Origin of the sequence: Paracoccus versutus, from assembly GCF_000763885.1 — a bacterium.
Classification (GTDB): Bacteria; Pseudomonadota; Alphaproteobacteria; order Rhodobacterales; family Rhodobacteraceae; genus Paracoccus; species Paracoccus versutus.
Genome location: NZ_JRKO01000046.1, coordinates 1 through 25,327, shown reverse-complemented (window position 1 = coordinate 25,327; position 25,327 = coordinate 1). Strand labels below are relative to the sequence as shown.

The 25,327-nt window shown below is 69.5% G+C and carries 28 protein-coding genes and 1 riboswitch; of the genes, 8 read left to right on the top strand and 20 right to left on the bottom strand.

Translation table 11 applies throughout. The features are described 5' to 3' along the window. The 3 genes from IT40_RS19150 to clpS are packed head-to-tail and all read right to left on the bottom strand — an operon-like array spanning position 1 to position 2,177. Positions 1-810, bottom strand: coding sequence for an SDR family NAD(P)-dependent oxidoreductase (locus tag IT40_RS19150; protein WP_036758495.1), 810 nt, complete (start codon positions 808-810; stop codon positions 1-3). Continuing rightward, on the bottom strand, positions 807-1,856 hold the full coding sequence (locus tag IT40_RS19145) for a class I SAM-dependent methyltransferase (protein WP_052096146.1): 1,050 nt from the start codon (positions 1,854-1,856) through the stop codon (positions 807-809). The genes IT40_RS19150 and IT40_RS19145 overlap by 4 nt, the downstream gene beginning before the upstream one ends. 3 nt (positions 1,857-1,859) lie before the next feature. After that, the gene (gene clpS, locus IT40_RS19140) at positions 1,860-2,177 is read right to left on the bottom strand and encodes an ATP-dependent Clp protease adapter ClpS (protein WP_024845416.1); all 318 of its coding nucleotides are present in this window, start codon (positions 2,175-2,177) and stop codon (positions 1,860-1,862) included. A gap of 310 nt (positions 2,178-2,487) precedes the next feature. On the opposite strand from clpS, the gene IT40_RS19135 reads away from it, so the two are divergent. Further along, positions 2,488-4,092, top strand: a complete 1,605-nt coding sequence (locus tag IT40_RS19135; protein ID WP_036758492.1) for a D-alanyl-D-alanine carboxypeptidase family protein — start codon at positions 2,488-2,490, stop codon at positions 4,090-4,092. A gap of 468 nt (positions 4,093-4,560) precedes the next feature. Here IT40_RS19135 and IT40_RS19130 read toward each other — a convergent pair whose 3' ends face one another. Further along, the gene (locus tag IT40_RS19130; protein WP_036758489.1) at positions 4,561-5,019 is read right to left on the bottom strand and encodes an Lrp/AsnC family transcriptional regulator; all 459 of its coding nucleotides are present in this window, start codon (positions 5,017-5,019) and stop codon (positions 4,561-4,563) included. Next, complete coding sequence (locus IT40_RS19125) at positions 5,016-5,471, bottom strand: Lrp/AsnC family transcriptional regulator (protein ID WP_036758485.1); 456 nt, start codon at positions 5,469-5,471, stop codon at positions 5,016-5,018. Before IT40_RS19125 ends, IT40_RS19130 begins: the two co-directional genes overlap by 4 nt. Positions 5,472-5,597: 126 nt before the next feature. Here IT40_RS19125 and ilvC point away from each other — a divergent pair, with 126 nt between their 5' ends. Both ilvC and IT40_RS19115 read left to right on the top strand, forming a co-directional pair. After that, positions 5,598-6,620 carry a ketol-acid reductoisomerase gene (gene ilvC, locus IT40_RS19120; protein WP_036758482.1) on the top strand — a complete coding sequence of 341 codons (1,023 nt, stop codon included), beginning with the start codon at positions 5,598-5,600 and terminating at the stop codon, positions 6,618-6,620. Positions 6,621-6,802: 182 nt separating this feature from the next. Then, entirely contained in the window at positions 6,803-7,276 is a 474-nt protein-coding gene (locus tag IT40_RS19115) for an NUDIX hydrolase (protein ID WP_036758480.1), read from the top strand. A gap of 3 nt (positions 7,277-7,279) precedes the next feature. Here IT40_RS19115 and IT40_RS19110 read toward each other — a convergent pair whose 3' ends face one another. Continuing rightward, entirely contained in the window at positions 7,280-7,921 is a 642-nt protein-coding gene (locus IT40_RS19110) for a TenA family protein (protein WP_036758539.1), read from the bottom strand. A 65-nt stretch (positions 7,922-7,986) separates the two neighbouring features. Beyond that, a riboswitch (TPP riboswitch) is annotated at positions 7,987-8,117 on the bottom strand. A gap of 171 nt (positions 8,118-8,288) precedes the next feature. Between IT40_RS19110 and IT40_RS19105 the strand changes: the two genes are divergently transcribed. Beyond that, positions 8,289-9,479, top strand: coding sequence for an AI-2E family transporter (locus tag IT40_RS19105; RefSeq protein WP_036758477.1), 1,191 nt, complete (start codon positions 8,289-8,291; stop codon positions 9,477-9,479). Positions 9,480-9,555: 76 nt separating this feature from the next. Here the strand turns inward: IT40_RS19105 and hflC are convergent, their stop codons facing one another. From hflC to rpiA, 4 genes are read right to left on the bottom strand one after another with little or no spacing between them, the layout of a single operon-like run. After that, on the bottom strand, positions 9,556-10,677 hold the full coding sequence (hflC, locus tag IT40_RS19100; protein ID WP_036758474.1) for a protease modulator HflC: 1,122 nt from the start codon (positions 10,675-10,677) through the stop codon (positions 9,556-9,558). Then, on the bottom strand, positions 10,677-11,882 hold the full coding sequence (gene hflK, locus IT40_RS19095; RefSeq protein ID WP_036758471.1) for an FtsH protease activity modulator HflK: 1,206 nt from the start codon (positions 11,880-11,882) through the stop codon (positions 10,677-10,679). Before hflK ends, hflC begins: the two co-directional genes overlap by 1 nt. 58 nt (positions 11,883-11,940) lie before the next feature. After that, on the bottom strand, positions 11,941-13,341 hold the full coding sequence (gorA, locus tag IT40_RS19090) for a glutathione-disulfide reductase (protein WP_036758469.1): 1,401 nt from the start codon (positions 13,339-13,341) through the stop codon (positions 11,941-11,943). Further along, positions 13,338-14,072, bottom strand: coding sequence for a ribose-5-phosphate isomerase RpiA (gene rpiA / locus IT40_RS19085; protein ID WP_370362688.1), 735 nt, complete (start codon positions 14,070-14,072; stop codon positions 13,338-13,340). Before rpiA ends, gorA begins: the two co-directional genes overlap by 4 nt. Positions 14,073-14,219: 147 nt before the next feature. Here rpiA and IT40_RS19080 point away from each other — a divergent pair, with 147 nt between their 5' ends. The 3 genes from IT40_RS19080 to IT40_RS19070 are packed head-to-tail and all read left to right on the top strand — an operon-like array spanning position 14,220 to position 16,326. Further along, positions 14,220-15,362: a bifunctional 2-C-methyl-D-erythritol 4-phosphate cytidylyltransferase/2-C-methyl-D-erythritol 2,4-cyclodiphosphate synthase gene (locus tag IT40_RS19080; protein ID WP_036758536.1), complete on the top strand. Its 1,143-nt coding sequence runs from the start codon at positions 14,220-14,222 to the stop codon at positions 15,360-15,362. 2 nt (positions 15,363-15,364) lie between these two features. Further along, positions 15,365-15,862, top strand: a complete 498-nt coding sequence (locus IT40_RS19075; RefSeq protein ID WP_036758463.1) for a phosphatidylglycerophosphatase A family protein — start codon at positions 15,365-15,367, stop codon at positions 15,860-15,862. Then, the gene (locus IT40_RS19070; RefSeq protein WP_036758460.1) at positions 15,859-16,326 is read left to right on the top strand and encodes a CinA family protein; all 468 of its coding nucleotides are present in this window, start codon (positions 15,859-15,861) and stop codon (positions 16,324-16,326) included. Before IT40_RS19075 ends, IT40_RS19070 begins: the two co-directional genes overlap by 4 nt. A gap of 112 nt (positions 16,327-16,438) precedes the next feature. Here IT40_RS19070 and IT40_RS19065 read toward each other — a convergent pair whose 3' ends face one another. From IT40_RS19065 to IT40_RS19020, 10 genes are all read right to left on the bottom strand, one after another. Then, a complete protein-coding gene (locus IT40_RS19065; protein WP_036758457.1) occupies positions 16,439-17,482 on the bottom strand; it encodes a threonine aldolase family protein in 1,044 nt (347 codons plus the stop codon). Next, complete coding sequence (locus IT40_RS19060; RefSeq protein WP_036758454.1) at positions 17,479-17,919, bottom strand: YcgN family cysteine cluster protein; 441 nt, start codon at positions 17,917-17,919, stop codon at positions 17,479-17,481. The genes IT40_RS19065 and IT40_RS19060 overlap by 4 nt, the downstream gene beginning before the upstream one ends. Beyond that, positions 17,919-18,848, bottom strand: a complete 930-nt coding sequence (locus tag IT40_RS19055; RefSeq protein WP_036758451.1) for a bifunctional riboflavin kinase/FAD synthetase — start codon at positions 18,846-18,848, stop codon at positions 17,919-17,921. The genes IT40_RS19060 and IT40_RS19055 overlap by 1 nt, the downstream gene beginning before the upstream one ends. 32 nt (positions 18,849-18,880) lie before the next feature. Further along, positions 18,881-19,324, bottom strand: coding sequence for a MaoC family dehydratase (locus IT40_RS19050; protein WP_036758533.1), 444 nt, complete (start codon positions 19,322-19,324; stop codon positions 18,881-18,883). Between the two features lie 108 nt (positions 19,325-19,432). Further along, on the bottom strand, positions 19,433-20,302 hold the full coding sequence (locus IT40_RS19045; protein ID WP_036758447.1) for a TIGR01459 family HAD-type hydrolase: 870 nt from the start codon (positions 20,300-20,302) through the stop codon (positions 19,433-19,435). Positions 20,303-20,317: 15 nt separating this feature from the next. After that, a complete protein-coding gene (locus IT40_RS19040; RefSeq protein WP_036758444.1) occupies positions 20,318-21,238 on the bottom strand; it encodes a manganese-dependent inorganic pyrophosphatase in 921 nt (306 codons plus the stop codon). Between the two features lie 66 nt (positions 21,239-21,304). Beyond that, the gene (locus IT40_RS19035; RefSeq protein ID WP_036758441.1) at positions 21,305-21,946 is read right to left on the bottom strand and encodes a DUF1345 domain-containing protein; all 642 of its coding nucleotides are present in this window, start codon (positions 21,944-21,946) and stop codon (positions 21,305-21,307) included. Next, complete coding sequence (locus IT40_RS19030; RefSeq protein WP_036758438.1) at positions 21,946-22,281, bottom strand: DUF4440 domain-containing protein; 336 nt, start codon at positions 22,279-22,281, stop codon at positions 21,946-21,948. The genes IT40_RS19035 and IT40_RS19030 overlap by 1 nt, the downstream gene beginning before the upstream one ends. Continuing rightward, the gene (locus tag IT40_RS19025; protein WP_036758436.1) at positions 22,271-23,317 is read right to left on the bottom strand and encodes a TraB/GumN family protein; all 1,047 of its coding nucleotides are present in this window, start codon (positions 23,315-23,317) and stop codon (positions 22,271-22,273) included. The genes IT40_RS19030 and IT40_RS19025 overlap by 11 nt, the downstream gene beginning before the upstream one ends. A gap of 61 nt (positions 23,318-23,378) precedes the next feature. Beyond that, positions 23,379-24,680 carry a glycosyltransferase family 4 protein gene (locus IT40_RS19020; RefSeq protein WP_036758433.1) on the bottom strand — a complete coding sequence of 434 codons (1,302 nt, stop codon included), beginning with the start codon at positions 24,678-24,680 and terminating at the stop codon, positions 23,379-23,381. Positions 24,681-24,877: 197 nt separating this feature from the next. Here IT40_RS19020 and groES point away from each other — a divergent pair, with 197 nt between their 5' ends. Continuing rightward, complete coding sequence (gene groES, locus IT40_RS19015) at positions 24,878-25,165, top strand: co-chaperone GroES (RefSeq protein ID WP_036758429.1); 288 nt, start codon at positions 24,878-24,880, stop codon at positions 25,163-25,165. Positions 25,166-25,327 lie beyond the last annotated feature (162 nt).

Here is a 25,327-nt window from a genome sequence, read left to right as displayed (position 1 = left end):
TCAGTAGACGCCGGGCGCCAGCGGGTCGCCCAGGCTGCGGCCGCCATCGACGCGCAGGATCTGCCCGGTGACAAAGCTCGACGCCTCGCTGGCCAGGAACTGCACCGTCGCCGCCAGTTCGTCCGCCCCGGCGATCCGGCCCAGGGGCGTCGCCGCGATCATGCGGTCGCGCAGGCCCGGATCCTCGCGCAGCTTCAGCTGCAGGTTGTTCGACATGATGCTGGCGAAGGCCACGCCGTTCACCCTGATCCGCTTGGGCGCCAGGGCCGAGGCGAGCGAGCGCGTCGCCTGCGCCTGCGCCGCGCTGGCGATGGAATAGGCCAGCATCTGCGGCTGCGGCCAATCGGCGGCCAGCGACGTGACGTTGACGATGGCGCCGTGCTGGATCGCCTCCTCGCCCGCCTCCTCGGCCTGGGCCATCATCCGCTTGGCGACCATCTGCGACAGGCGCAGGCCGGAACTCATGTTCTGGCGCAGCATGTCGCCCAGCAGGTCGTCGTTTACCGTCAGCGGGTCGCAGCCCTGCACCATGCGATGCGCATTGACCAGGATGTCCACCCGGTCGAAGGCGTCGATGGTGGCCGAGACCAGGTTCGCCAGCGTCAGCTTCTGCCCCAGGTCGCCGGCAAAGGCGCGCACCGGCCCCTCGGCCGCGGCCTGGTCGCCCAGTTCGGTCATCAGCGCCGCCTCGTCGCTGTCGGCGAACATGACATTGGCGCCCGCCTCTTCGAAATGGCGGGCGATGGCCAGGCCGATGCCGCGGGCGGCGCCGGTCACGATGGCGGTCTTGCCCTGGATGGACAGGCTCATCTTTTCCTCGCTCTCGACAGGGGGGCTTTCGACTGCGGGCCTTTCGACTGGGGCCGCCCGGCTCCGCCGCGCCGTGCGCCCGAGGCGGTCAGGATCTTGAACCGCGCGTCTCCGCCCAGCTCGGTGACTTCGGCAAAGCATTCGCGCAGCGCCTGCTCATAGGGAAGGTGGCGGTTGGCCACCATCCACAGCCGCCCCGCCCCGGTCAGCAGCCCCGCCGCCGCGCGGATGAAGCCGGCGCCGAGCCTCGGGTCGGCCGCCCGCCCCTCGTGGAAGGGCGGGTTCATGATCACGCCGTTCACCGGCTCGGGCAGGCGGAAATCCAGCGCATCCGCCCAGTGAAAGCGCGCGCGCGGATCGGCAATGTTGCGCCGCGCGCAATCCAGCGCCGCGGCATCGGCCTCGACCAGGTGCAGCAGCTCGACGCCGGGATGGGTCAGGATCTGCGCCGAAAGCCAGCCCCAGCCCGCGCCCAGGTCGACGATGCGGGTCGGTAGTTTCTCGGGCAGTGCCGCCGCCAGCGCCTGCGAGGCGGGGTCCGGCCCATCGGCCGAGAACACGCCCGGCCGCGTCACCATGCCGGGCGCGGCCGGGTGATCCTGCGCCGCCCAGCCCTCGGGCAGCCAGCCCGGCTGGGGCAGCGTCACCCGGAAGATCTTGCCATGGGCGCGCGACTGGACCTCGTCCACCGGGGCCAGGGCGCGCATCTCCTTCATCATCGCATCGACGCCGTCGGTCTTTTGCCCGTCGATCCACAGCGGGGCGCCCGGCGCCAGCCGCGCCGCGGCCTCGGCGATGCGCGCCCGCGCCTCGGCCCGCGCCCGCGGCAAAAAGACCACGGCACCGTCGAAATCGCCCGAGGCCGCCGTCTCGACGTCGTAGCCACGCGATTTCAGCGCCCGGTGGTCGGGATAAAAGCCCTGCACGATCTGCACGCGGGCGGGATCGAAGGACGAAAGATCGGTCGCGGCGCCCGCGCCGATCAGCAGCATGCGCCCTTCGGGCGGCGTGCCGCCAAAGACAAGTTCCAGCCGTGATCCAGCCAATTTCTACTCTTTTTCCATGGTGCATTGCAGCGGATGCTGCTGGCGGCGGGCCAGTTCCATGACCTGCGCCACCTTGGTTTCGGCGATCTCGTGCGAGAAGACGCCGACGACGGCCACCCCCTTGCGATGAACCGTCAGCATGATCTCGATCGCCTGGGCGTGGTTCATGTTGAACAGCCGCTCAAGCACATGCACGACGAATTCCATCGGCGTGAAATCGTCGTTCAGCAGCAATACCTTGTACATCGGAGGCCGCTGCGTGCGGGGTCTGGTCTTGACCCCCAGTTCGACCTCTTCGCGGTCCCCAGGTCGGTTGGTCATCTGCGGTTTGGTCACGACGCTCGTATCAGGATATGGACGGTTCTGGGACCGAATATAGAGCCTTTCCCCGCGCTTGATAAGCCCCGCCCCCGCCGCCGGGACGCGAAAGCCCCGGCAACCTGCGGCAGATTGCGCGGCATGGGCGCAAACTTGCGGTTTCCGAACACGGGAATGCGTGTTATTGTCATTTCATTAATGAAGGGCCCGCATAATGAACGGACCCTCAGAGGCAGAAGAGACCGGGACAGTGAGCAGAATCACCAGAAAAGTCCGCTTGGGACTGATGATCCTATTCGCCTGGGCATTGCCCATGGCGGTGGCCGCCGCCCCCTTCGCGGCCTTCGTCATGGATGCGCGCACCGGGCAGGAAATCTATGCGCAGAACGCGGATACGCGGCTTCATCCGGCCTCGCTGACCAAGATGATGACGCTCTACATGGCCTTCAGCGCCGTCGAGCGCGGGCAGGTGCGGCTGGACAGCAAGTTCCTGGTGTCCAGCCATGCGGCCGCGCAGCCGCCCTCGCGGCTGGGGCTGAAGCCGGGCCAGCGGATCGAGCTGCGCTACCTGATCCGCGCGGCGGCGGTGAAATCCGCCAATGACGCGGCCACGGTGATCGGCGAGGGGCTGGCGGGGTCCGAGGCGAAATTCGCCGCGCAGATGACCCAGATGGCCCGTGCCCTGGGCATGCGCAACACGCATTTCCGCAACGCCAACGGCCTGACAGCCGAGGGGCATTACTCCACCGCCCGCGACATGACGGTCCTCGGGCGGCGACTGTTCTACGATTTCCCGCAATATTACTCGATCTTCTCGCGCCGCTCGGCCGATGCGGGGATCGCCACCGTCGCCAGCACCAACAAGCGCTTCCTCGACAGCTACGAGGGCGCGGACGGCATCAAGACCGGCTATACGCGGGCGGCCGGCTTCAACCTGACCGCCTCGGCCAAGCGCGGCTCCAAGCGGATCATCGCCACGGTGCTGGGCGGCACCTCGACGGCGCATCGCAACCAGGTCATGGCCCAGCTGCTGGACGCCGGCTTCGGAAAGGCCCCCACCCGTGTGCGAGAGGTGAAGCCCGCGCCGCCGCAGCTGGTGGCCGAGAAGAAGGTGCGCCGCACCGTGCAGGTCGCCCGCACCGAACCGCAGCAGGCGGCGACCGTGCGGCTTGCCAGCTCGGACCGTCCGGTGGCGCGTGCCTCGACCGTGGCGGTGGTGACGCCGGCGGCGATCTCGGCTGCGGTCTCGCGCGCCCAGGCGGCCGCGGCACCGGCCCCTGCCCGCAGCGGCAGTTCCCTGGCCGCCAGCGCCCGGCCGGCGCGCAAGCCCGGCACCGGCCAGTTCGCCAATGTCGCGACCGATCCCGAACTGCTGGCCCGCGCCGCCCGGCCCGAGGCGCGGCCGGAAGAAGGCGATGCCTCGGAACCCGCGGCCGTGCCGGTGAATGCCGTCCGCCCTGCCCCGGCGCCGCGCGACGACCGTTCGGCCGGGCTTTCCGCGCCGGCGGCGGGCTCGCCCTCGCTGTTCGTGCAGGCGACCCAACCGCAGCCGGAAAGCATGGCGCTGCTGGCCTCGCCGGCCCCGGCGCAGCGGTCCGAGACGATCATCCTCGCCTCGCTCGACCCCGAAGAGGATGCCGCGCCCGCGCCGACCGAGACCGTCGCCCGCGGATCGGATTCGGGCGGCAAGGGCTGGGGCGTCTCGCTGGGCCTGTTCCGTTCGCAATACGAGGCCGAGCAGATGCTGCTGAAAACCGCGCTTCAGGAAAGCGGTGCGCTTGGCAGCGCGCTGAGCCGCGTCGCCAATACCAAGCGGGGCTTCGAGGCGAATTTCGTCGGGATGAACCGGGAAACCGCGGAACTCGCCTGCGGCCGGATCGCCGCGCGGCAGCAAAGCTGCCGGGTCCTCGGCCCCTGACCTCGCCGGCCTTCACCGGCCGAGGGGTTCGCCGCCACCAAGCAACGAGGGCGCCATGGTCCGGCAGGACCAGGCGCCCTTGGCATTCCGCCCTTGGCATTCCGCCCTTGGCATTCCGCCCTTGGCATTCCGCCCTTGGCATTCCGCCCTTGGCATTCCGCCCTTGGCATTCCGCCCTTGGCATTCCGCCCTTGGCATTCCGCCCTTGGCATTCCGCCCTTGGCATTCCGCCCTTGGCATTCCGCCCTTGGCATTCCGCCCTTGGCATTCCGCCCTTGGCATTCCGCCCTTGGCATTCCGCCCTTGGCATTCCGCCCTTGGCATTCCGCCCTTGGCATTCCGCCTTCCCTGCAAGCCGGACCGCTTGGGTAACCTGTACCGCTGCATAGCGGGCGCGCGGCCGCGCGCCTGGTTGCATCCCCGCGGCAGGCCTGCGTTTCCAGATGCGCGGGCCCGACAGCCGCCGGGCTAAAGCGGCCCCAGCCGGCGTTCTTCTGAAAGCATGACATTGGCCTCGACCTGGCCCACGCCGGGCAGGGTCATGATGCGGCGGCGCAGGATGCGCTCGAAATCGGCGATGTCGCGGGCATGGATGCGCAGGCGATAGTCGAACTGCCCCAGCACATGCTGCACCACCTGCACCTCGGGGATCGCCGTCACTGCGCGCTCGAAATCCTCCAGGCTGACGCGGCCCTTGGCGGCCAGCCGGATGCCCAGGAACACGGTGACGCCGAAGCCCAGGGCGGGCTTGTCCACCACCACCCGGCGCCCGGCGACCACCCCCGCCTCGGTCAGCCGGCGGATGCGCCGCCAGGCCGCGGGCTGGGTCAGGCCCAGGGCCCGGCCGATCTCGGCCGCGCCGCGCGTCGCATCCTCGGCCAGAAGCCGCAGGATCGCCAGATCCGTTGCATCGGGGTGAAAACTCACAGCGGCAGCTCCTGCACGTCCTTGATGGTCGAGACCAGCATCAGCGCATCGCTGTCGGCCACATGCGGCAGGGTCAGGATGCTTTCGCGATAGAGCTGCTGCCAATGCGCCATGTCGCGGGCGATCACCGACAGCCGCAGATCGACCGAGCCCAGGAAGGTCTGGATCTCGGTCACTTCGGGCACGCGCCGCGCGGCGGCAATGAATTCGTCGAAGGCGCGGGGGTGGGTCTTGTCCAGGGTAAAGCGCAGGCTGACCTGCACCTCGTAGCCGAGCCTGCGCCAGTCGATGCGGGCTTCGGTGGCGCGGATCACCCCCGCCTGGCGCAGCCGTTCCAGCCGGCGCCACAGGCTGGCCGGCGTAACCCCTGCCCGCTCGGCCAGCTCGGCGTTCGCGATGTCGGGATCGGCCAGAAGCTGGCGCAGGATGCGGCGGTCGGTCGCGTCGGGCATGAATTTTTCACCTCTATGGCATTCTTGGCATGATTATCGCCAAACTTCCAGCACATCCGCGAAGATTGCACAGAACTGCCGTCGGAACGCTGCTAGAACCCTCGCATCGAAACGAGGGAGATCCCGATGCGTGTCTATTACGATCGCGACTGCGATGTGAACCTGATCAAGGACAAGAAGATCGCCATGCTGGGCTATGGCAGCCAAGGCCATGCCCATGCGCTGAACCTGCGCGATTCCGGCGCCAAGAACCTGGTCGTCGCCCTGCGCGAGGGTTCCGCCTCGGCCAAGAAGGCCGAAGCCGAAGGGCTGAAGGTCATGGGCATCGCCGAGGCCGCCGCCTGGGCCGACCTGATCATGTTCACCATGCCCGACGAGCTGCAGGCCGAGACCTATCGCAAATACGTGCATGACAACCTGCGCGAAGGCGCGGCCATCGCCTTTGCCCACGGGCTGAACGTGCATTTCGGCCTGATCGAGCCCAAGCCCGGCGTGGACGTGATCATGATGGCGCCCAAGGGCCCCGGCCACACCGTGCGCGGCGAATATGTCAAGGGCGGCGGCGTGCCCTGCCTGGTCGCGGTGCATCAGGACGCCACCGGCAAGGCCATGGACATCGGCCTGAGCTATTGCTCGGCCATCGGCGGCGGCCGCTCGGGCATCATCGAGACGAACTTCCGCCAGGAATGCGAAACCGACCTGTTCGGCGAGCAGGCGGTGCTGTGCGGCGGCCTGGTCGAGCTGATCCGCATGGGCTTCGAAACCCTGGTCGAGGCCGGCTACGAGCCGGAAATGGCCTATTTCGAATGCCTGCACGAAGTGAAGCTGATCGTGGACCTGATCTACGAGGGCGGCATCGCCAACATGAACTATTCGATCTCGAACACTGCGGAATATGGCGAATACGTCTCGGGCCCGCGCGTGCTGCCCTATGAAGAGACCAAGGCGCGGATGAAGGCGGTGCTGACCGACATCCAGACCGGCAAGTTCGTGCGCGACTTCATGCAGGAGAACGCCGTGGGCCAGCCCTTCTTCAAGGCGACCCGCCGCATCAACGACGAACACCAGATCGAGAAGGTCGGCGAGAAGCTGCGCGGCATGATGCCCTGGATCTCCAAGGGCAAGATGGTGGACAAGGAGCGCAACTGAGCGCGATGCCATGGAAAGCCCCGCCCCGGCGGGGCTTTTCCCTTTCGCGGGCGCAGAGGCGCGCGGCGGGAGCCGGCATATCGCGTCGGGCGAGCTTTCCCGATCGCGGAGGCCGCAGGCCACGCCGCCCTTGGCCGGGCATGCGCTAGCCCGGCAGGCCGGGCGTTTTCAGGGCAAGGAACATGCGGATCATCGACAGGCAGGCCGTGCGAGCCATTCTGCTGACGCCCGAGGACCGGGTGCTGCTGATGCGGGTCGATTACGGCGGCGGCGACTGGTGGATCACCCCCGGCGGCGGCACCGAGCCGGGCGAGACGCCGGAACAGACCCTGCGCCGCGAATTGGCCGAGGAGCTGGGCTTCGCCCTGCCCGCCCTGGGCCCGCTGGTCTGGCGGCGCCGCGTGACCATGACGCTGCACCGGCAGCGCTGGCGGCAGTCCGAGGACTATTTCCTGGTCGAGACCCCCGGCTTCACCCCGGCGATCCAGGACGCGCCCGAAGCCGCCACCATCCGCGAATTCCGCTGGTGGAGCCTCGCTGAGATGCGCCACACATCCCAGCGCCTGGCCCCGGCCGGGCTGGCGCGCATCGTGCTGGACTATCGCGAAAGCGGGCCGCCCGGCAGCCCGCCCGAGATAGAAATCATCGAGGATTGATCGCTAAGCATCGAAAACATAGTCGAAAAACGCCAGTTCCAGCGTGACGGCGCGGCGGAAGAAGTCCCGCGCCTGCTCTGCGGCCTCGGGGCCCGCCCGGTCGAATTCGTCGCGCAGGAAGCCGACGAAATCGCGGAAGAAGGGATTGTCGTGCAGCGTGATCCATTCGGCATGGACGAAATTCGCCGGCAGCGGCTGGGTCGCGCGCATGGCCCAGTCGAGATAGAGCCCCTCGGCCACGTTCAGCACCGCCAGAACGGCGGGATAGGCGCGCGTCTCGGCCGCCTCGCGCATCAGTGCCTGGAAACCCGTGGTAGGGGCGCTGTCGGGAATGGCGGCGCGGTCCGCCTCGCCTACGCCGAGCGCGGCGAAGGCGCGCAGGAAATAGTCGTTCTCCTCGCCCGAGACCATGCCGGCGAAGCGGCCGAAGCGCAGCCGCGATTCGAAACGGTCGGCCGAGGCGATGGCGGCGCCCAGAAGCGTCAGGAAGGCGTCGAGGAAACGGTGGTCCTGCACCAGGTAGCGCGCCATCGCCGCATCCGCGATGCTGCCGTCGCAAACTTCGCGCACGAAGCGGTGGCCGACGGCGGCGGACCATTCCGTCGCGCATTCCCGGCGCAGGGTCTCAAAGAAACTTTCGGTCATCATGCCCTCATGGCTTGGGGGCGAGACCGTCGGTGCGGCGGCCTCGCGGTGAGGCCGGCAAAAGGCAGGTGCGTCATTCCCATTCCTCCGCCGGCATGATCCGGGTCAGGTTCAAAGGGTCACCGCGCCACCCGTTGCAGGTCGCACCGGGCCAGCGGTTTCTCAGCCCCTTGCCGGGGCTCCCCTTGGTGGCGCCAAGGTTAGCGCGGATGGCCGCGGCTGTCACGCGCCGCCCACAGGATCGTGAGCCGGGAAATCCGGGAGCGGCCGGGCCCAAGGCGGCATTCCGTCTTGCAGCCGGGGGCCAGATGTTATCTCGTTGCGACAGGGCGGGCGCGCGAGCCGCCCGCAGTCAGGACCGGGAACCATGACGACAGGCGAAATGCCGAAACCCACGACCACGACCGAGCCGAACCCCGCCGCTGCCCTGCAGCAAAGCCCGAAACAGGTCGGTCTGCGCCTGCACCGGCCGCCCCTGCTGACCAATATCTCGGCCGCGCGCTGGCTGCTGCTGGCCATCGTGGCGGCCTCGATCTACTTCTTCCACGGCTTCCTGGTGCCGGTGCTGGCGGCCATGGTGATCGCGCTGGCCAGCTGGCCCCTGCGCGAGCGCGCGGCCCACCAGCTGAACCTGGGCCGCACCGGCGCGGCCACGCTGCTGGTGCTGGTGCTGGTCTGCTTCCTGCTGATCCCCATCGCCATGGCGCTGATCTATGCCTTCCGCGAGCTGCGCGACTGGATCAACTGGGCGATCGTGGTCAACAGCTCGGGCGCGCCGACGCCGGGCTGGATGGTCGAGCTGCCGCAGGTCGGCGACTGGCTGGACGAGAACTGGCAGACCTATGTCGGCCGCCCCGGCGGCATCAGCGAGATCGTGCAGCTGGTCAGCGGCTCGAACATCGGCGCGATCTACCGCGGCGCGGTGACGGCGGGCACGCTGGCCTTCCACCTGGCCCTGACGCTGCTGTTCATGCTGATCACGCTGTTCGTGCTTTACCGCGACGGCGACAGGATCGTGGCGCAGATCGACCAGGTCGGCCGCCGCATCCTGCCCGACCGCTGGAGCCGGCTGTCGCGCGTGGTGCCCGCCACCATCAGCTCGACCGTGACCGGCATGACGCTGATCGCCATCGGCGAGGGGGTGATCCTGGGCATCGCCTATTGGCTGGCCGGCGTGCCCTCGCCGGTGACATTCGGCGTCATCACCGGCTTCATGGCGCTGATCCCCGGCGGCGCGCCGCTGTCCTTCACCCTGGTCTCGGCCTATCTGGTGGCCAGCGGCACGCCCTTTGCCGGAGCGGCGCTGTTCATCTGGGGCACCTGCGAGCTGTTCGTGGTGGACAAGACCATCCGCCCGGTCCTGGTCGGCGGTCCGGTCAAGCTGCCCTTCCTGCCGACCTTTTTCGGGTTGATCGGCGGGGTCAAGACCATGGGCATCGTCGGGCTGTTCGTCGGCCCGGTGCTGATGGCGCTGCTGGTCTCGATCTGGCGGGAATGGCAGCGCGAACTGTCGGAAGAGGAACAGCGGCAGGACAGCAAGCTCATCGGCCTGGAGTGACCGCCGGCCCCCGGCATGAAAAAGGCGGGACGCAAGCCGCGTCCCGCCTTTCCTTTTGCGCTGTTCGTCCCGCGGATCAGTCGGCCGGGGCCGGCGTCGGGGCGGGCGGCACCACCGGCTCTTCCTGCGGCGGGCTGGCCAGCGATTCCGGCAGCGGCGTCAGCGTCACCCCGGCGCTGGAGCCCAGGGGCTGGCCGGTGCGGTCGGTTTCGGCCGGCGCCGGGGTCTCGCCCGGTTGCAGCGCGCCTTCGGTCTGCGGCTCCTCCTCCGACTCGGACTCCGACTCGGTGGCGGCGGGCGGCGGCACCGGCACCGGATTGGCCCGGTCCGCACCGTCATTGCGCAGGTAGTCGAAGAACTCGCCCTGGGGCTGGATCACCAGCGAGCTGTTCTCGCCCTTCAGCGCCCGCTCATAGGAGGTCATCGAGCGGGTGAAGGCAAAGAACTCGGGATCGCGGCCGAAAGCGTCAGCATAGATGGCGTTGCGGCGGGCATCCGCCTCGCCGCGCACCACCTCGGCCCGCTTGCGCGCTTCCGAGGTCAGCTCGACCACGGTGCGGTCGGCGGCGGCGCGGACGCGCTGCGCGGCCTCGCCACCGCGGGCGATCTCGTCGGCGGCCTCGCGCTCGCGTTCGGCGCGCATCCGGGCATAGGTCGCGGTCAGGTTCTGCTCGGGCAGGTCGGTGCGGGTCAGGCGCACGTCGATGACGCGGATGCCCAGGTCGCGGGCGTCGTCGCGGGCCAGGTCGCGGATGCGGTTCATCAGCGGCGTGCGGTCGTCCGACAGCACCGTGGTCGAGGGCACCGAGCCCAGCACCTGCCGGATCGCATTGGTCACGATCGGCTCAAGCCGGCGCTGCGCGAATTCGATACCGCCCGAGCCCACCGCGCGGCGGAACTGCACCACGTCGGTGATCTGCCAGCGCGCGAAGGCATCGACCACCAGGCGGCGGTCGTCCAGCGGCGTGACCTCCATCGGCGGGGTCGGCAGGCCCAGGATGCGGGCATCGTATTTCACCACGTTGTCGAGGAAGGGCACCTTGATGCCCAGGCCCGGCTCCTCGCGCACCTCGACCACCTCGCCGAAGCGCAGGACGAGCGCCTTTTCGCGCACGTCGACGATATAGAGCGCGGCGATGACCAGGACCGCCACCACGACCAGGAAGGGCAGCGCCAGAAGCGAGATTGCACGGTTCATCACTGGTTCCCCCCGCCGGTATTGGTGTTGCCGGAGCCCGAGGCCCCGCTGCGCAGCTGATCCAGCGGCAGATAGGGCACCACGCCCTGCCCGGCCTCGCCATCGAGGATGACCTTGTTCACCCCGCCCAGAACCTTCTCCATGGTTTCCAGATACATCCGGCGGCGCGTGACCTCCGGCGCCTTGACATATTCGTCATAGACCGAGTTGAAGCGCGCGGCCTCGCCCTCGGCGTTGTTCACCGCCTCGGCGCGATAGGCCTCGGCGCGTTCGATCACGGCGGCGGCCTCGCCTCGGGCGCTGGCCAGCACGCGGTTGGCATAGGCGTCGGCCTCTTTCTCCAGCCGGTCGCGTTCCTGCTGGGCGGCCTGCACCTCGCGGAAGCTGTCGATCACCTCTCGCGGCGGGTCGGCGCGGTCCAGGTTGACGCGCAGCACGTTGATCCCGGCCTCGTAGTCGTTCAGCGTGTTCTGCACCGCCAGCTTCAGGTCGTCGGCGATGGCGCCGCGGTCGCGGTTCAGGATCGGCGCCAGTTCCGAACGCGCCACGATGTCGCGCATGGCGGATTCCGAGACGGCGCGGATGGTGTCGTCGGGATCGGCCAGGTTGAACAGGAATTTCTCGGGGTCCGAGATGTTCCAGACCACCTGATAGGCCATGTCCACGATGTTCTGGTCGCGGGTCAGCATCAGCCCCGAATCCATCGGCCCGGCGCGGCCGGTGCCGATTTCCGTGGTCCGCTCGCCCGAGACCTGCACCACCTCGGCGGTGACGACGGGCCAGGGCGCGAAGTTCAGGCCCGGCTCGCCGGTGCCCACGGGCTTGCCGAACAGCAGCTCGACCGCGCGTTCCTCGGGCTTGACGGTGTAGAAGCTGGAAAAGGCCCAGACCGCCAGCACGGCCAGCGCCGCGATGCCCCAGGTGCCGCGGCTCATCTGGAATTGCGGGCCCTGCGGCCGGCGCGGGCCGCCGCCGCGGTTGCCACCGCCGCCGCCCTTGCCGCCCATCAGCACCCGCAGCCGGTCCTGGCCCTTGCGCACCAGTTCCTCGATCTCGGGGATCTGGTCGCCGCGGCGCGGACCCTGCGGCCGGTCGTCCCTGCCGCCGCCCGGACTGCCCCAGGGGGGCTGGCCGCCCCCTTGCGGCGGCTGCTTGCCGCCCTTGCCGTCATCTCCGCCGCCGCCCCAGGGGCCTTGTCCTGCCATACCTCTCGTGCCTCGCTTGATGTCTGTCTGGTTGAAACTGGTGCCTTCGGCCGGAAAATCAAGCCGATGCGGCGGGTTTGTCCATTTTTGCCGCCCCCACGCGGCGCGAAGGCTTGCGCATGGTCACAAGCTCTTCCGCCAGCGTCGGATGCACGGCGATGGCGGCGTCGAAATCGGCCTTGGTCGCGCCCATGCCCAGCGGGATCGCGATCATCTGGATCATCTCGCCCGCCTCGGGGCCGAAGATGTGGCAGCCCAGCACCTTGTCGGTCTCGCCGTCCACCACCAGCTTCATCACCGCCCGCGCATCCGAGCCGGCGAAAAGCGAGCGCATGGGCCGGAAACTGGCGACATAGATGTCGGCGGGACCGCAGGCCTCGGCCTCTTCCTCGGTCAGGCCGATGGTCGCCACCTCATGCGGGCGGGTATAGACGGCGCTGGCCACCAGCCGGTGGTCGACCTTGCGCGGCCGGGCGCCGAAGATCGTGTCGGCAAAGCTGTGCCCTTCGCGGATCGCGACCGGGGTCAGGTTCACCCGGTCGGTCACGTCGCCCACGGCATAGATCGACGGCACCGAGCTTTGCGACCATTCGTCCACCGCGATCTCGCCCCTGCGGCCCAGCCGGACGCCGGCCTCCTCGAGCCCCAGCCCCTTGGTATAGGGCGCGCGGCCGGTGGCGAACATCACCGCGTCGAAGATCTCGCTGCCGCCGTCCTCGAAGGTGACGCGGACGCCCGCCCCCTCGCGGTCCAGCCGCGCCGGGTTGGTGCCCAGCCGCACGTCGACGCCGATGGCGCGCAGCTGCTCGGTGGCATGGCGGCGCATCTCGGCGTCGAAGCCGCGCAGCACCGCATCGCCGCGATAGGCCAGCACGGTGGCGCTGCCCAGCCCCTGCAGGATGGTGGCGAATTCGCAGGCGATGAAGCCGCCGCCCACCACCAGCACCCGGCCCGGCAGCCTGTCGAGCGTGAACAGGTCGTCCGAGATCAGCCCCAGTTCCTTGCCCGGAATGTCGGGGCGCTGCGGCCGGCCGCCGACCGCGATCAGGATATGCTTGGCGCTCAGGCGCTGGCCGTCGGCCAGCTCGACCGTATGCGCGTCGTGCAGCCGGGCGCGCTGCATGTGGACCTCGACCCCGGCATTCACCAGCCCCGAGGTATAGGCGCCCTCGAGCCGGTCGAGTTCGCGCAGGAGCTTCCCGTGGAACTCGGCCCAGTCGAAGCGGCCCTCGCCCGCGCCCTGCCAGCCATAGCCGCGCGATTCGGCCGCCGCGGCCCCGGCCTGCGAGGCGAAGATCATCAGCTTCTTGGGGACGCAGCCCCGGATGACGCAGGTGCCGCCCATGCGGCTTTCCTCGGCCAGGCCGACGCGGGCGCCGTATTCGCTGGCCGCGATCCGCGCCGCGCGCACCCCGCCCGAGCCGCCGCCGATGACGAAAAGGTCGTAGTCGAATTTCATGCCATGTCCTCGCGCCGCAACTCCACCACCGAGCCGTCCGGGCAGCCGATGATCGCCAGCTCGCAGATATTCAGGAACAGCCCGTGTTCAACCACCCCGGCGATCGCGGACAGCTCGGCCGCCAGCGCCTCGGCATCGGGGATCGATTCCAGCGCCAGGTCCAGCACCAGGTTGCCCTCGTCGGTGCGCAGGGGCGCATCGGCGCGCTTGCGCAGCAGGATCGGGCGCTGGGTCAGCTCCAGCCGGTCCAGCGCGCGCTGGATCAGCGTCCTTGTCGCCTGCCAGCCAAAGGGAATCACCTCGACCGGCAGGTGAAAGGCGCCCAGCCGGTCCACCACCTTGCCCTGGTCGGCGATGACCACCATGCGGTCCGAGGCGGTGGCGACGATCTTTTCGCGCAGATGCGCCGCGCCGCCGCCCTTGATCAGGTTCAGGTCCGGGTCCACCTCGTCGGCGCCGTCGATGGTCAGGTCCAGCCAGCCGATGGCGTCCAGGTCCTCGACCGTCAGCCCCAGCGCGGTCGCCAGCTCCGCCGTCGCCTTCGAGGTCGCGGCGCAGCGCAGCGCAAAGCCTTCCTCCTGCACCCGCTGCGCCAGGCGGCGCACGAAGATCGCCGCGGTCGAGCCGGTCCCCAGCCCCAGCCGCATCCCCGGCTCGACCAGCGCCACCGCGGCGCGGGCGGCGGCGTCCTTGGAAAGATCGGTGACGGCGGGATCGGTCATGACGGGAATCCTTGGCTGAATGGCAGGCGGCACATGGCCGTCCTTATAAGCACAAGCCGCGCCATGGGCCACTACCGGCTGCGTCTTTTGGCCGCGACGAAACGCCTGACCGGCGGCGATTGCCTCGGGGCGGCGGCTGACCTACATCTGGCGGCCATGACGATACCCGCCACATATGCCGCCATCATCACCGCCGCGGGCCGCGGCACCCGCGCAGGCGAGGGCCTGCCCAAGCAATGGCGCGGCCTGGCCGGGCAAAGCGTGCTCGCGCGCAGCATCGCCGCCTTTTCCGGCTTCCCGCGCATCGTGGTGACGCTCGCGCCCGAGGACATGGCGCGCGGCCTGGCCGAGCTTGCCGGCCCGGTGGTGCTGGTCGCCGGCGGCGCGACGCGCAGCGACAGCGAGCGCGCGGCGCTGGAAAGCCTGGAAGGCAGCGGCGTGACCCATGTGCTGATCCATGACGGCGCCCGGCCGCTGGTTTCGCCCCGCGTGATCGACGGCGTGGTCGCGGCGCTTGCCGCCGGCGCGCCCGCCGCCGCCCCCGCCCTGCCCGTCACCGATGCGCTGTGGCGGGCCGCGGACGGCCGCGTCACCGGCACCGCCAGCCGCGAGGGGCTGTTTCGCGCCCAGACCCCGCAGGGCTTTGCGCTGGACGCCATCCTGGCCGCGCATCGCGCCCATCCCGAGGGCGCGGCGGACGACGTGGAACTGGCGATCCGCGCCGGCCTGCCCGTCACCGTGACGGCGGGGGACGAGGACAACCTGAAACTGACCTGGCCCGAGGATTTCGCGCGGGCCGAGCGTATCCTGGGGGACGCGATGGACATCCGGCTTGGCAATGGTTTCGACGTGCATGCCTTCACCACCGGCGACCATGTCTGGCTGTGCGGGGTAAAGATCCCGCATGACAAGGCGCTGCTGGGCCATTCCGACGCCGACGTGGGGATGCACGCGCTGACCGACGCGATCTATGGCGCCTTGGCGCAGGGCGACATCGGCCGGCATTTCCCGCCCTCGGACCCGCAATGGAAGGGCGCGGAAAGCCATATCTTCCTGCGCCATGCCGCGATGCTGGCGCGGCAGATGGGCTATGAGATCTCGAACGCCGACGTGACGCTGATCTGCGAGCGGCCCAAGGTCGGGCCCCATGCCGGCGCCATGGCGCTGCGGCTGTCCGAGATCGTCGGGGTCGAGCCCGACCGGGTCAGCGTCAAGGCCACCACCTCGGAACGGCTGGGCTTCACCGGGCGCGAGGAAGGCATCGCCGCCATTGCCACCGTCACTTTGGTCAAGGGGTAATCATGGACAAGTTGATCGCGACATTCTTCGGCATCGGCCACCTGCGGCCGGCGCCCGGCACCTGGGGCTCGGCCGCCGCGGTGGTGCTGGGGGTCGCGGCCTATGAATGGCTGCATCCGATGCTGGTGCCGGCGGGTTTCGTGCTGGCGACGGTGCTGGGCTTCTGGGCGGTGCCGCGCGTGCTGGCGCAAAGCGCCGACGGCGACCCGTCCTGGGTCGTCATCGACGAGGTGGCGGGGCAATGGCTGGCCATGAGCTTCACCGTGATCCCGCTGGCGCAGAAGGGCGTCTCGATCCTGGCGGCCTGGCCGGGCTTCGTCGCGCCCTTCCTGCTGTTTCGGCTGTTCGACATCTGGAAGCCCTGGCTGGTCGGGCGCGCGGACCGGCGCGGCGGCACGCTGGGCGTGATGGCGGACGACCTGTGGGCGGGGCTGTTCGCCGGCGTGGTCTCGGTCATCCTGGCCGGGCTTTACCATGCCGTGCTGGAGCCGATGCTGTGACCGACCCGGCCGAAGTCCTGGACCTGGCGCGCAGGCGCGGGGTGATGATCGCCACCGCCGAAAGCTGCACCGGCGGGCTGATCGCCGGGCGGCTGACCGACGTGCCGGGCTCGTCGGACGCGGTGGACCGGGGCTTTGTCACCTATTCCAACGCCGCCAAGGTCGAGATGCTGGGCATCCGCCCCGAGACACTGGAGGCCCACGGCGCGGTCAGCGAGGAAATCGCGGCCGAGATGGCCTCCGGCGCGCTGGCCCGTTCGCAGGCCGGCGTCGCTGTCGCCGTCACCGGCATCGCCGGCCCCGGCGGGTCCGAGCACAAGCCCGAGGGCCGGGTCTGCTTCGGCATCGCCGATGCCAGCGGCGTCAGCACCGAGACGGTGGATTTCGGCCCCCGCGGCCGCGCCGCGGTGCGCGCCGCCACCGTGGAACACGCGCTGGGGTTGCTGAAGGCCGCGCTGACCTAGGGGCGCGGCAATTCGGGGGCGAATGCCGGACGGTATACCCACACAGCAAGATCAGGTCGCGCCCGCCGGGCTGCCCAAGGCCAAGGCGACGCCACCCCCCCGCCGGGCGGCGTCAGGCCAGGGCCTGCAAGGCGCCGGTCACGTCCTCGAGCCGCGTGTCCCAGCCGCAGACCAGCCGGACGCCGACCGGCTCGTCATCCTCGGCCTTCTGGCTGTGCGGCCACAGATGATAGCAAAGGCCGCCGGCGCAGGCGCGGCGATGCAGATCGGCCGGGATGGTGGCAAAGACCGCATTCGATTCGACGCGCTGGTCGATGCGCACGCCCGGCAGCCGCGCCAGACCCAGCGCCAGCTCATGCGCCATGGCATTGGCGTGGCGCGCCAGTTGCAGCCACAGGTCGCCCTCGAGCCAGGCCAGCACCTGCGCCGCCAGATAGCGATGCTTCGAGACCAGCGCCCCGGCCCTCTTGCGGCGGAACTCGAACTCCTCGGATTTCGCGGGGTCGAAGATCAGCACCGCCTCGACCCCCATGCAGCCGTCCTTGGTGCCGCCCAGCGACAGGATGTCCACGCCCGCCCGCCAGGTCAGGTCGGCCGGCGCCACGTCCAGCCCGGCCAGCGCATTGGCAAAGCGCGCCCCGTCCATATGCAGCCCCAGCCCGGCATCGCGGGCGACGGCGGCAAGGGCATCGACCTCGTCCGGGGTGTAGACCGTGCCCCATTCGGTCGCGTTGGTCAGGGTCAGCGCAGCGTTCCGCCCGGCATGGACCGAATCGCGGCCATGGACCACCAGCGCCTCGGCCAGCGCCTCGGGGGTGATCTTGCCGCCGGCGCCGGGCACCGGGACAAGCTTGGCGCCGCCGGTCATGAACTCGGGCGCGCCGGCCTCGCTGGTCTGCACATGGGCGTCGGCATGGCAGAAGACCTTGCCCCAACCCGGCGCCAGCAGCGACAGGGACAGCGCATTGGCCGCGGTGCCCGAGGCCACGAAATGCACCGCCGCCTCGGGCGCGTCGAACAGTTCGCGCAGGCGGTCCTGGGCGGCGCGGGTGATGCTGTCCTGGCCGTAGGAGGGCACATGGCCCTCGTTCGCGGCGGCAAGCGCGGCCATGATGCGGGGATGCACGCCGCCCGCATTGTCCGAGGCGAAATTCATGAAAGATCCTCGATGATATGCTCGTCCCAGTCGTCCTCGGTCACGGAAAGCTCGCTGACGGTCCAGCCGCGCACCGAGGCGCCGGCGCGATGCACCGATTCGCGATCGCCCGAGATCAGATAGTGCCAGTCGTAAAGCGGCTTGCCCTCGGCGCGCAACCTGTAGGCGCAGGTCGACGGCAGCCACCAGGCGATCTCCTTGAGCTTTTTGGGCGTCAGGACGACGCAATCGGGAACGAAATCATGGCGGTTGGCATAGCTGGAACATTGGCAGGTCTCGCCGTCCAGCAGCCGGCAGGCGACGCGGGTAAAGGCCAGCTCGCCCGTATCCTCATATTCGATCTTGTTGAGGCAGCACTTGCCGCAGCCGTCGCAAAGCGCCTCCCATTCCTCCTTGTCGAGGCGCGCCAGCGGCAGTTCCCAGAACCGTTCGCGCATCAGCGGGTCGCCAGGATCTCGCGGGCCTGGGCACTGTCGCGGTCCATCTGCGCGACCAGCGCGTCGAGCGTGTCGAACTTGGCCTCGGGGCGCAGGTATTCGACCAGGGCGACCGACAGGTGCTGGCCATAGAGGTCGGCGGCGAAATCGAAGACATGCACTTCCAGGTTGGGCCGGTTCTCGCCGAACATCGGCCGCACGCCAAGGCTGGCCACGCCCTTGTAGCTGCCGCGGTCCGGCCCGGTCAGCACGTCGACCAGCACGGCATAGATGCCGAGCGCCGGCAGGTGCAGCCCCTCGACCGCCATGTTCGCGGTCGGATAGCCCAGGTCGCGGCCGCGCTTGTCGCCATGCAGCACCTCGCCGTCGATGCGGTGCCAATGGCCCAGCATGCGCTCGGCGTCGCGGGTGCGGCCCTCGGTCAGCGCCTGGCGGATCGCGGTCGAGCTGTATTGCACCGCACCGTCGCCGATCAGCGGCGCCACGGTGACGCCGAAGCCCATCTCGCGGCCCAGCCGGGCCAGGGTCTGCGCATCGCCCGACCGCTTGCGGCCGAAGCAGAAGTCGGAGCCGACGGTGACATGGCGCACGCCCAGCCCCTCGACCAGCACCTCGCGCGCGAAGGCCTCGGGCGCAAGCCCGGCCAGCACGGCGTCGAAGGGCAGTTGGTAAAGATGGTCCACCCCCAGCCGCGCCAGCCGGTTCGCCCGCGATTCCACGTTCATCAGCCGGAAAGGCGGCGCGTCGGGGGCGAAGAACTCGCGCGGATGCGGCTCGAAGGTGATGACGCCGAGCGCCGCGTCGCAGGCGGCGCGCGCCGCGTCGATCACCGAGCGGTGGCCCAGGTGGACGCCGTCGAAATTGCCCATGGCGACGGTGGCCCCGCGGGCATCGAGCGGCAGAGCTTTCCAGTCGTGATGGATGCGCAATCGGGCCCCCGGTGGGCCGGCGGCCGGCCCTGTCAGTCGAATTTGCGGCTTGGCGCCAGAACGACCGCCTCGCCTTTCAGGACGACCGTATCGCCGACGAGGCAGCGGGTTGCAAGGGTCACGCGGCGCTTTGCGTGGTCGATCGCCTCGACCGTGACCTCGGCGCGCACCATGTCGCCGGGCCGGACGGGGGCCATGAATTTCAGCGTCTGGCCCAGGTAGACCGTGCCGTGGCCGGGCAGCTGCTCGCCGATCACGGCCGAGATCAGCCCGGCGGTCAGCATGCCATGGGCGATGCGCCCCTCGAAGATGGTGTCCTGCGCATAGGCCTCGTCCAGATGCACCGGATTGCGGTCGGTCGAGACCTGGGCGAACATCTCGATATCCTCGTCGGTCACTACCTTCTGCAGGTAGCGCATCATCCCGACCTCGAGATCCTCGATGACGATCGTGCCGCGCGGAAGGTTGTCCAGCATCATTCAATGCTCCCGATGAGTGGCTTCATGCTGCATAGCAGCAAAAGCATGGGCGCGCAACAAAATAACACGGGCACCATCCGAAAGGACGGATTGTTACCGAACCGTTCAGCGCAGCCGGCCGATGGCATAGGCCGGGTTCTGCGACCGCAGCGCCAGCCATTCCCCAAGCCGGGCCGGGTCGGGGTTTTCCACATCCGCGCCGAACTGGTCGAAGGCAAGGCCGCCGGTGATGAACAGCGCGTCCAGCCCCTCGCCCGTCGCGCCGGCGATGTCGGTGGCGATGCCGTCGCCGATGGCCAGGATGCGGGCATCCTCGCCCAGCCCCAGCCGGCGGCGGGCAAGGTCATAGATCGGCGGATGCGGCTTGCCGAAATACAGCGAGGTGCCGCCCAGATCCTCGTAAAGCTCGGCCAGGGCGCCGGCGCAGTAAAGCCGCTTCTCGCCCAGGTCCACCACCACGTCCGGGTTGGCGCAAAGCAGCTTGAGCCCGCGTTCGCGCGCCAGCATCAGCCGGGCGCGGTAATCCTCGGGCACCTCGACCAGGTCGTCGAAAAGCCCGCAGCAGACGATGCCCTCGGCCTCGTCCAGCGCGACGCGGGAAATGGCCGGGGCATCGCGCCATTCCTCGGGGATGTCGGTGAAGAAGCCCTCGTCCTTGGGCTGGGCGATGGCCCAGACCCGGCGGCCGACGGCGCCGGCGAACATCGCGTCCTGCGCCGCATCGCCCGAGCTGACGATGGCGTCCCAGGCGTCGCGCGGCACGCCCATGGCGTCCAGCTGCGCCGCCACATAGCGGCGCGGGCGCGGCGCATTGGTCAGCAGCACCACCCGCCCGCCGCCGGCGCGAAAGCCCTGCAAGGCGGCGACCGCGGCCGGGAAGGCCGCGACGCCATTGTGCAGGCAGCCCCAGAGATCGCAGAACAGGACGTCGTAATTCGGTGCGATCTCGTCAAGCGAGCGGATGATCTGCGTCATGGAACTGCCCTTCGGTCAGACGGCCAGGGCCGGGATGATCTGCTTCTTGCGCGACATGACGCCGGGCAGCACCACGCTGTCGCCCGAAACCGTGGCGTTGAAGCTTTTCTCGGCGACCTGACGGACGAAATCGTTCGGCACCAGCAAGGTCGCTTCCTCGTTCAGGATGTCGACGATGAACAGCAGCACCTCGTCGGCGCCATCGGCGGCCGCAACGGCGGGCATGGCGGCCATCAGCGCCGCCTTGCGGTCCAGCAGCACCTGCGGCGCGGTCGTCTCCAGCACCGAGACGCGCAGCTGCTTGCCGCCCAGCTCGTATTCCTTGCTGTCCATACGCAGCAGGGCTTCCTCGGTAAAGGCCGACACGTCCGACTTGGCCGCGAACATCTCGGCCGCGTATTCGGGGATCGAGACGCCCAGATCCTTTGCCAGCTTCTCGGCCACGAAACGGTCGTGGGGCGTGGTGGTCGGGCTGCGGAACTCCAGCGTGTCCGACAGGATGCAGGTCAGCATCGCGCCCTTGATGGCGCGGGGCGCGCGGGCCAGATCCTCGTCGCCGATCAGGTCGTGCATGATCGTCGCGGTGCAGGCCAGCGGGCGGATGGTGATGTTGATCGGCAGGCGCGTGCGGATGCCGCCGGCCAGCAGGTGGTGGTCGATGATCTCGATCACATCGGCCTCGGCCAGCGAATCGGGCAGCTCGGCGGGGTTGTTGGTGTCCACCACCACGCATTGCTCGCCCGGCGCCACGTCGGCGATGATCTGGGGCTGGTCGAGGCCCCATTTCGCCAGCATCCAGGCGGCCTCGGTGTTCGGCTCGCCCTGAAGCACGGCCTGCGCGGGGGTCTTGCGCACCTCGGACAGATACCAGGCCCAGATGATGGGCGAGCCGGTCGAATCGGTGTCGGGGGCCTTGTGGCCGAAAACCTTGATCATGGGGATCCCCTGAAGCTTGGGCGGAAAATTCGCCGGGGTTATAGGGGCGCGGCCCGGCAATGTCTATCAACCCGGCGAGACGGCCGCATTCACCGCCAGCGCCAGCAGCACGGTGTTGTAGAAGAACGAGAAGGCCGAATGGAACAGCGTCACCCGCCGCATCCGCGTGCTCAGCGCCGTCACGTCCGCGGTCTGCGCCGCCATGCCCAGCGTGAAGCTGTAATAGAGGAAATCCCAGATCCCCGCATCCGCGTCCGGGGCCAGGCCCGGAAAGCCCAGGCCTCGCGCCTCGGTCCCGTCCGGGCCGGGCGCATACCACAGGCTGGCATAGTGAAAGGCCATGACGGTATGGATCATCGCCCAGCCCAGCGGCACCGAGGCCAGCGCCAGCACCGGGCGCAGCGCGATCCCGGCATGGGGGTCGCGGATCGTCAGCAGGATGGCGGCCAGGCTGATCGCCACCGCGCCGACGGCCAGCGGCACGATCAGGATCATCCCCTCGTCGTCGCGGTCGGCCTGGCCGCGCAGATCCTGCGCGCTGATGCCCCGCATCAGAAGCCCGGTCAGCAGCAGGTAGCCGGTGCAGAACAGCACGGAAAAGACCAGCAGCCGGTCCACCAGCTGCATGCGGTAAAGCGCCAGCCCCGCGGCAAGGCCAAGCGCAAAGCTCAGCAGGAAGCGCAGGTGCCTGCGCAGGTCTTGCAGCATCAGACCGGGGTCTGCTGGTGCTGCAGGATGCGCCAGTCGCCGGCGCGGCGGATCCAGGTCGTGGTGCAGAGCGCGCGATAGGTCTCGGCCCCGGCGCGGCGCGCGGTGGCGCGATAGGCCAGCACGCAAACCTCGTCGGTCTCGATGCTGGCGCGGTCGGCCATGGTCACTTCCTGCCAGCGCGGGGCGGATTGCAGCGCGGCGATCACCGCGGCGCGGTTCATGATGCCCCTGGGCTGAAAGGCCATCAGGCAGGAGCCGTCAAGCTTGCGCGCCGCCTCGGCCACCCCGGCCAGCCAGAATTCGCGTTCCTCGCGCCAAAGCTCATCCGCCATCGCCCGTCCCCTCCTCCAGCATGATCGGGCTGATGCTCCAGCCCCTTTCCTCCAGCAGCCGCAGCACGCCATGCTCTCCCGGAAGGTGCAGCGCGCCAAAGCCGATCACCACGCCCTTGCCCTGCCCGGCCGCCTCGGCCGCCGCCTGCTCAATCGGTTCGATCCAGCTTTCGTTCCGCCGGTCCATCAGCTTTTCCTGCGCCAGCCGCATCTGCTCGTCGACCGCGGCCCGGCTCAGGCCGGAATGGTCATAGGCGTCGAAACGGCCGAACTCCCAGATCAGCCAGCTGTCGCCGGCGAAATAGGTATCGGCCAGCGTCACCGCGTAATCGTCGGCATATTCGGCGGCGGGCATGGCGGCGCGGATCATGTCCTCTTCTTCCCTGGGGGTCATGTCCGCGAACAGGGTCAGGACGGTGTCCCAGGGCTCCAGCGCGCGAACCGGCACCCCGGCGGCCTGGGCGCGTTCCACCAGCAGGTGATCGAGCCCGCCGGGATCGCCCCTTTCCTCGATCAGCCGCATCATGCAGGGCGAGACCCCCAGTATGACCGCCACATACCAGGGCCGCAGCCGGCTGGCGATCACCGCCGGCAGGCCCCGCGCCTCCAGCGCGGCCGCCAGCGATTTCCACTCGGCATCGGTGAAGCGCTCGGGCAGGGTCGGCCCCTCGGGATCGACCAGCAGGGACGGGTCCGCGGCCATGGCCTGGGTCAGCCGCGCCTCTTCCTCGGGGCCGGCCTCGACCATCAGCAGGGCGGCTTCGTCGAGCTCGGGGCCGAAGCGGTCCATGGCGAGGCCGTGGCGCGGATCGGCGAAGTGATAGGTGCCCAGCAGCGTCACCCGCCGCTCGCCCTTTTCGGCCCGCCAGAACAGGCCCTGGCGATAGGGCACGCCCTCGGCGGCCGCGTGCAGTTCGGCCAGCCGCGCGGGCGGCATGCGCTCGAACAGGTTCTGCCCCACGCAATCCTGCGCCGCCGCCGGCAAGGCCAGGGTCGCGGCGGCGAAAAGGGCGGTAAGCATCGGCTTGAGGCGCATGGGATCGGTTCCGGCATCGAGGATGGCGGCAGCATGGCACGGGCGGGCGCAGGGCGCCAGCCTAGCGCGGCAGCGGCAGCTCCTGCGGCGGGGGCGCCCCGGCCGCGACCGCGCGCCAGATGCGCTCGACCTGCGCGGCCTTGGCGGCCCAGGTGAAATCGCGCATGACGCGGGCCTGCCCCGCCGCCGCCATCGCGGGCAGCACCGCCGGATCGGCGGCGATGGCCTCCAGCCGGGCGCGCAGCCCCGCCACCAGATCGGCGCGGCGGCCCATCGGAATGCGGAAACCCGTCGCGTCGTCGACCAGCTCGCCCGGTCCCGCGTAATCGGCAATCACCGGCACCACGCCAAGCGCCATCGCCTCCAGCACCACGCCGCCGCCGAACTCGCGCACCGAGGGGAACACCAGAAGCTGCGCCTGCGCCGCGACGCCCTGCACCTCGGCATGCGGCAGCCAGCCGTGGAAACGCACCGCCTGCCCCACCGCTTCGCGGGCGACCAGGTCGCGCAGCGCCTCGGCCTGCGGGCCGTCGCCGACGATGTCCAGCACCATCCGGCCGTCGCGCAGCAAGGGCAGCGCCGCCTCGATCGCCATGTCGGCGCCCTTGTAGGGCACCAGCCGGCCGATGAAGCAGCCGCGCAGCGGCAATGTGCCGGGCTGCGGCGCGGTCAGGCTGAAGCGCGAGGGCTCGATGGCGTTTTCCGGCAGCCAGACGGTCTTGGCCCGGTAGCGCGCCGGGATCTCGCCCAGCGTGTGCAGCGAGCCGCAGAGGATGGCCGAGGCATGGCGCAGCATCGCGCCGCGGCCCGGCAGCGCCTTGTAGGCGCCGCGGACATAGGACAGCCATTCCCTTTCCCGCCGCCGCTCGCTGTCGAACCCCCTGGGCCAGGGCACGCCGCCGTTCAGCGGCCCCAGGACGAAGGGCACGCCCGCGCGGGCGCAAAGCGGCGCGATGCGGCTGTTCGCCGTCGGCGTCAGCGGCGTCACCCGATGCACGACATCGTAGTGCCCTGCGCGGATCGCCGGGCCGAAGGCGCGCCAGACCAGCCGCTCGAAATAGCCGTAGCCCAGGGTCGAGACCGCGGTCTTCATCGTCCAGCCCACGCCCTTGCCCATGCTCAGCCGCTCGGCCAGCCGCCACATCGGCGCGGCCAGCTTTTCGCTGTCGATGGCGGTGAAATCGCGCCCCTCGACCAGGCCGGCGCGCAGGATCGCCTCGCGGTTGCGGACCTGGGTGACGATATGCACATCGGCCACCCCGCGCAGCGCATGGGCCAGCGACCAGCCGACCAGCGGCACCGAGACCCATTCCGGGTTCGCCGCCTCGGCGATGACAAGGGCCTTCAGACGCCGTTCCACCATAAGCTCCGCCCCCGCTGCTTTCCCTTCGGCCTAGCCGCGCCGCGGAAAGCCCGTCAAGCGGATTTCATGGCCGATTTCGCGATTGCAGACCGTTGACAGGCCGCGGGCAGGCGCCTAGATGGTTCGCCATTGGCACTCACCCGATCCGAGTGCCAACAGCTGCAACACTGCAACCTGAAACACCGGAGTGTTCTACAATGGCTTTCAAACCGCTGCACGACCGCGTTCTGGTCCGTCGCGTCCAGTCGGACGAGAAAACCAAGGGCGGGCTGATCATCCCCGACAGCGCCAAGGAAAAGCCCGCCGAGGGCGAGATCATCGCCGTGGGCGAAGGCGCGCGCAAGGATTCGGGCGAGCTGATCGCGCCCGCGGTCAAGGCCGGCGACCGGGTGCTGTTCGGCAAATGGTCGGGCACCGAGGTCTCGGTCGATGGCGAAGAACTGCTGATCATGAAGGAAAGCGACATCCTGGGCATCATCGCCTGATCGTCCCCTTCCGATAACCCATTCAAGGAGCAGAACAGATGGCTGCGAAAGAAGTTAAGTTCAACAGCGACGCGCGTGACCGGATGCTGAAGGGCGTGAACATCCTTGCGGATGCGGTCAAGGTGACGCTGGGCCCGAAGGGGCGCAACGTGGTGATCGACA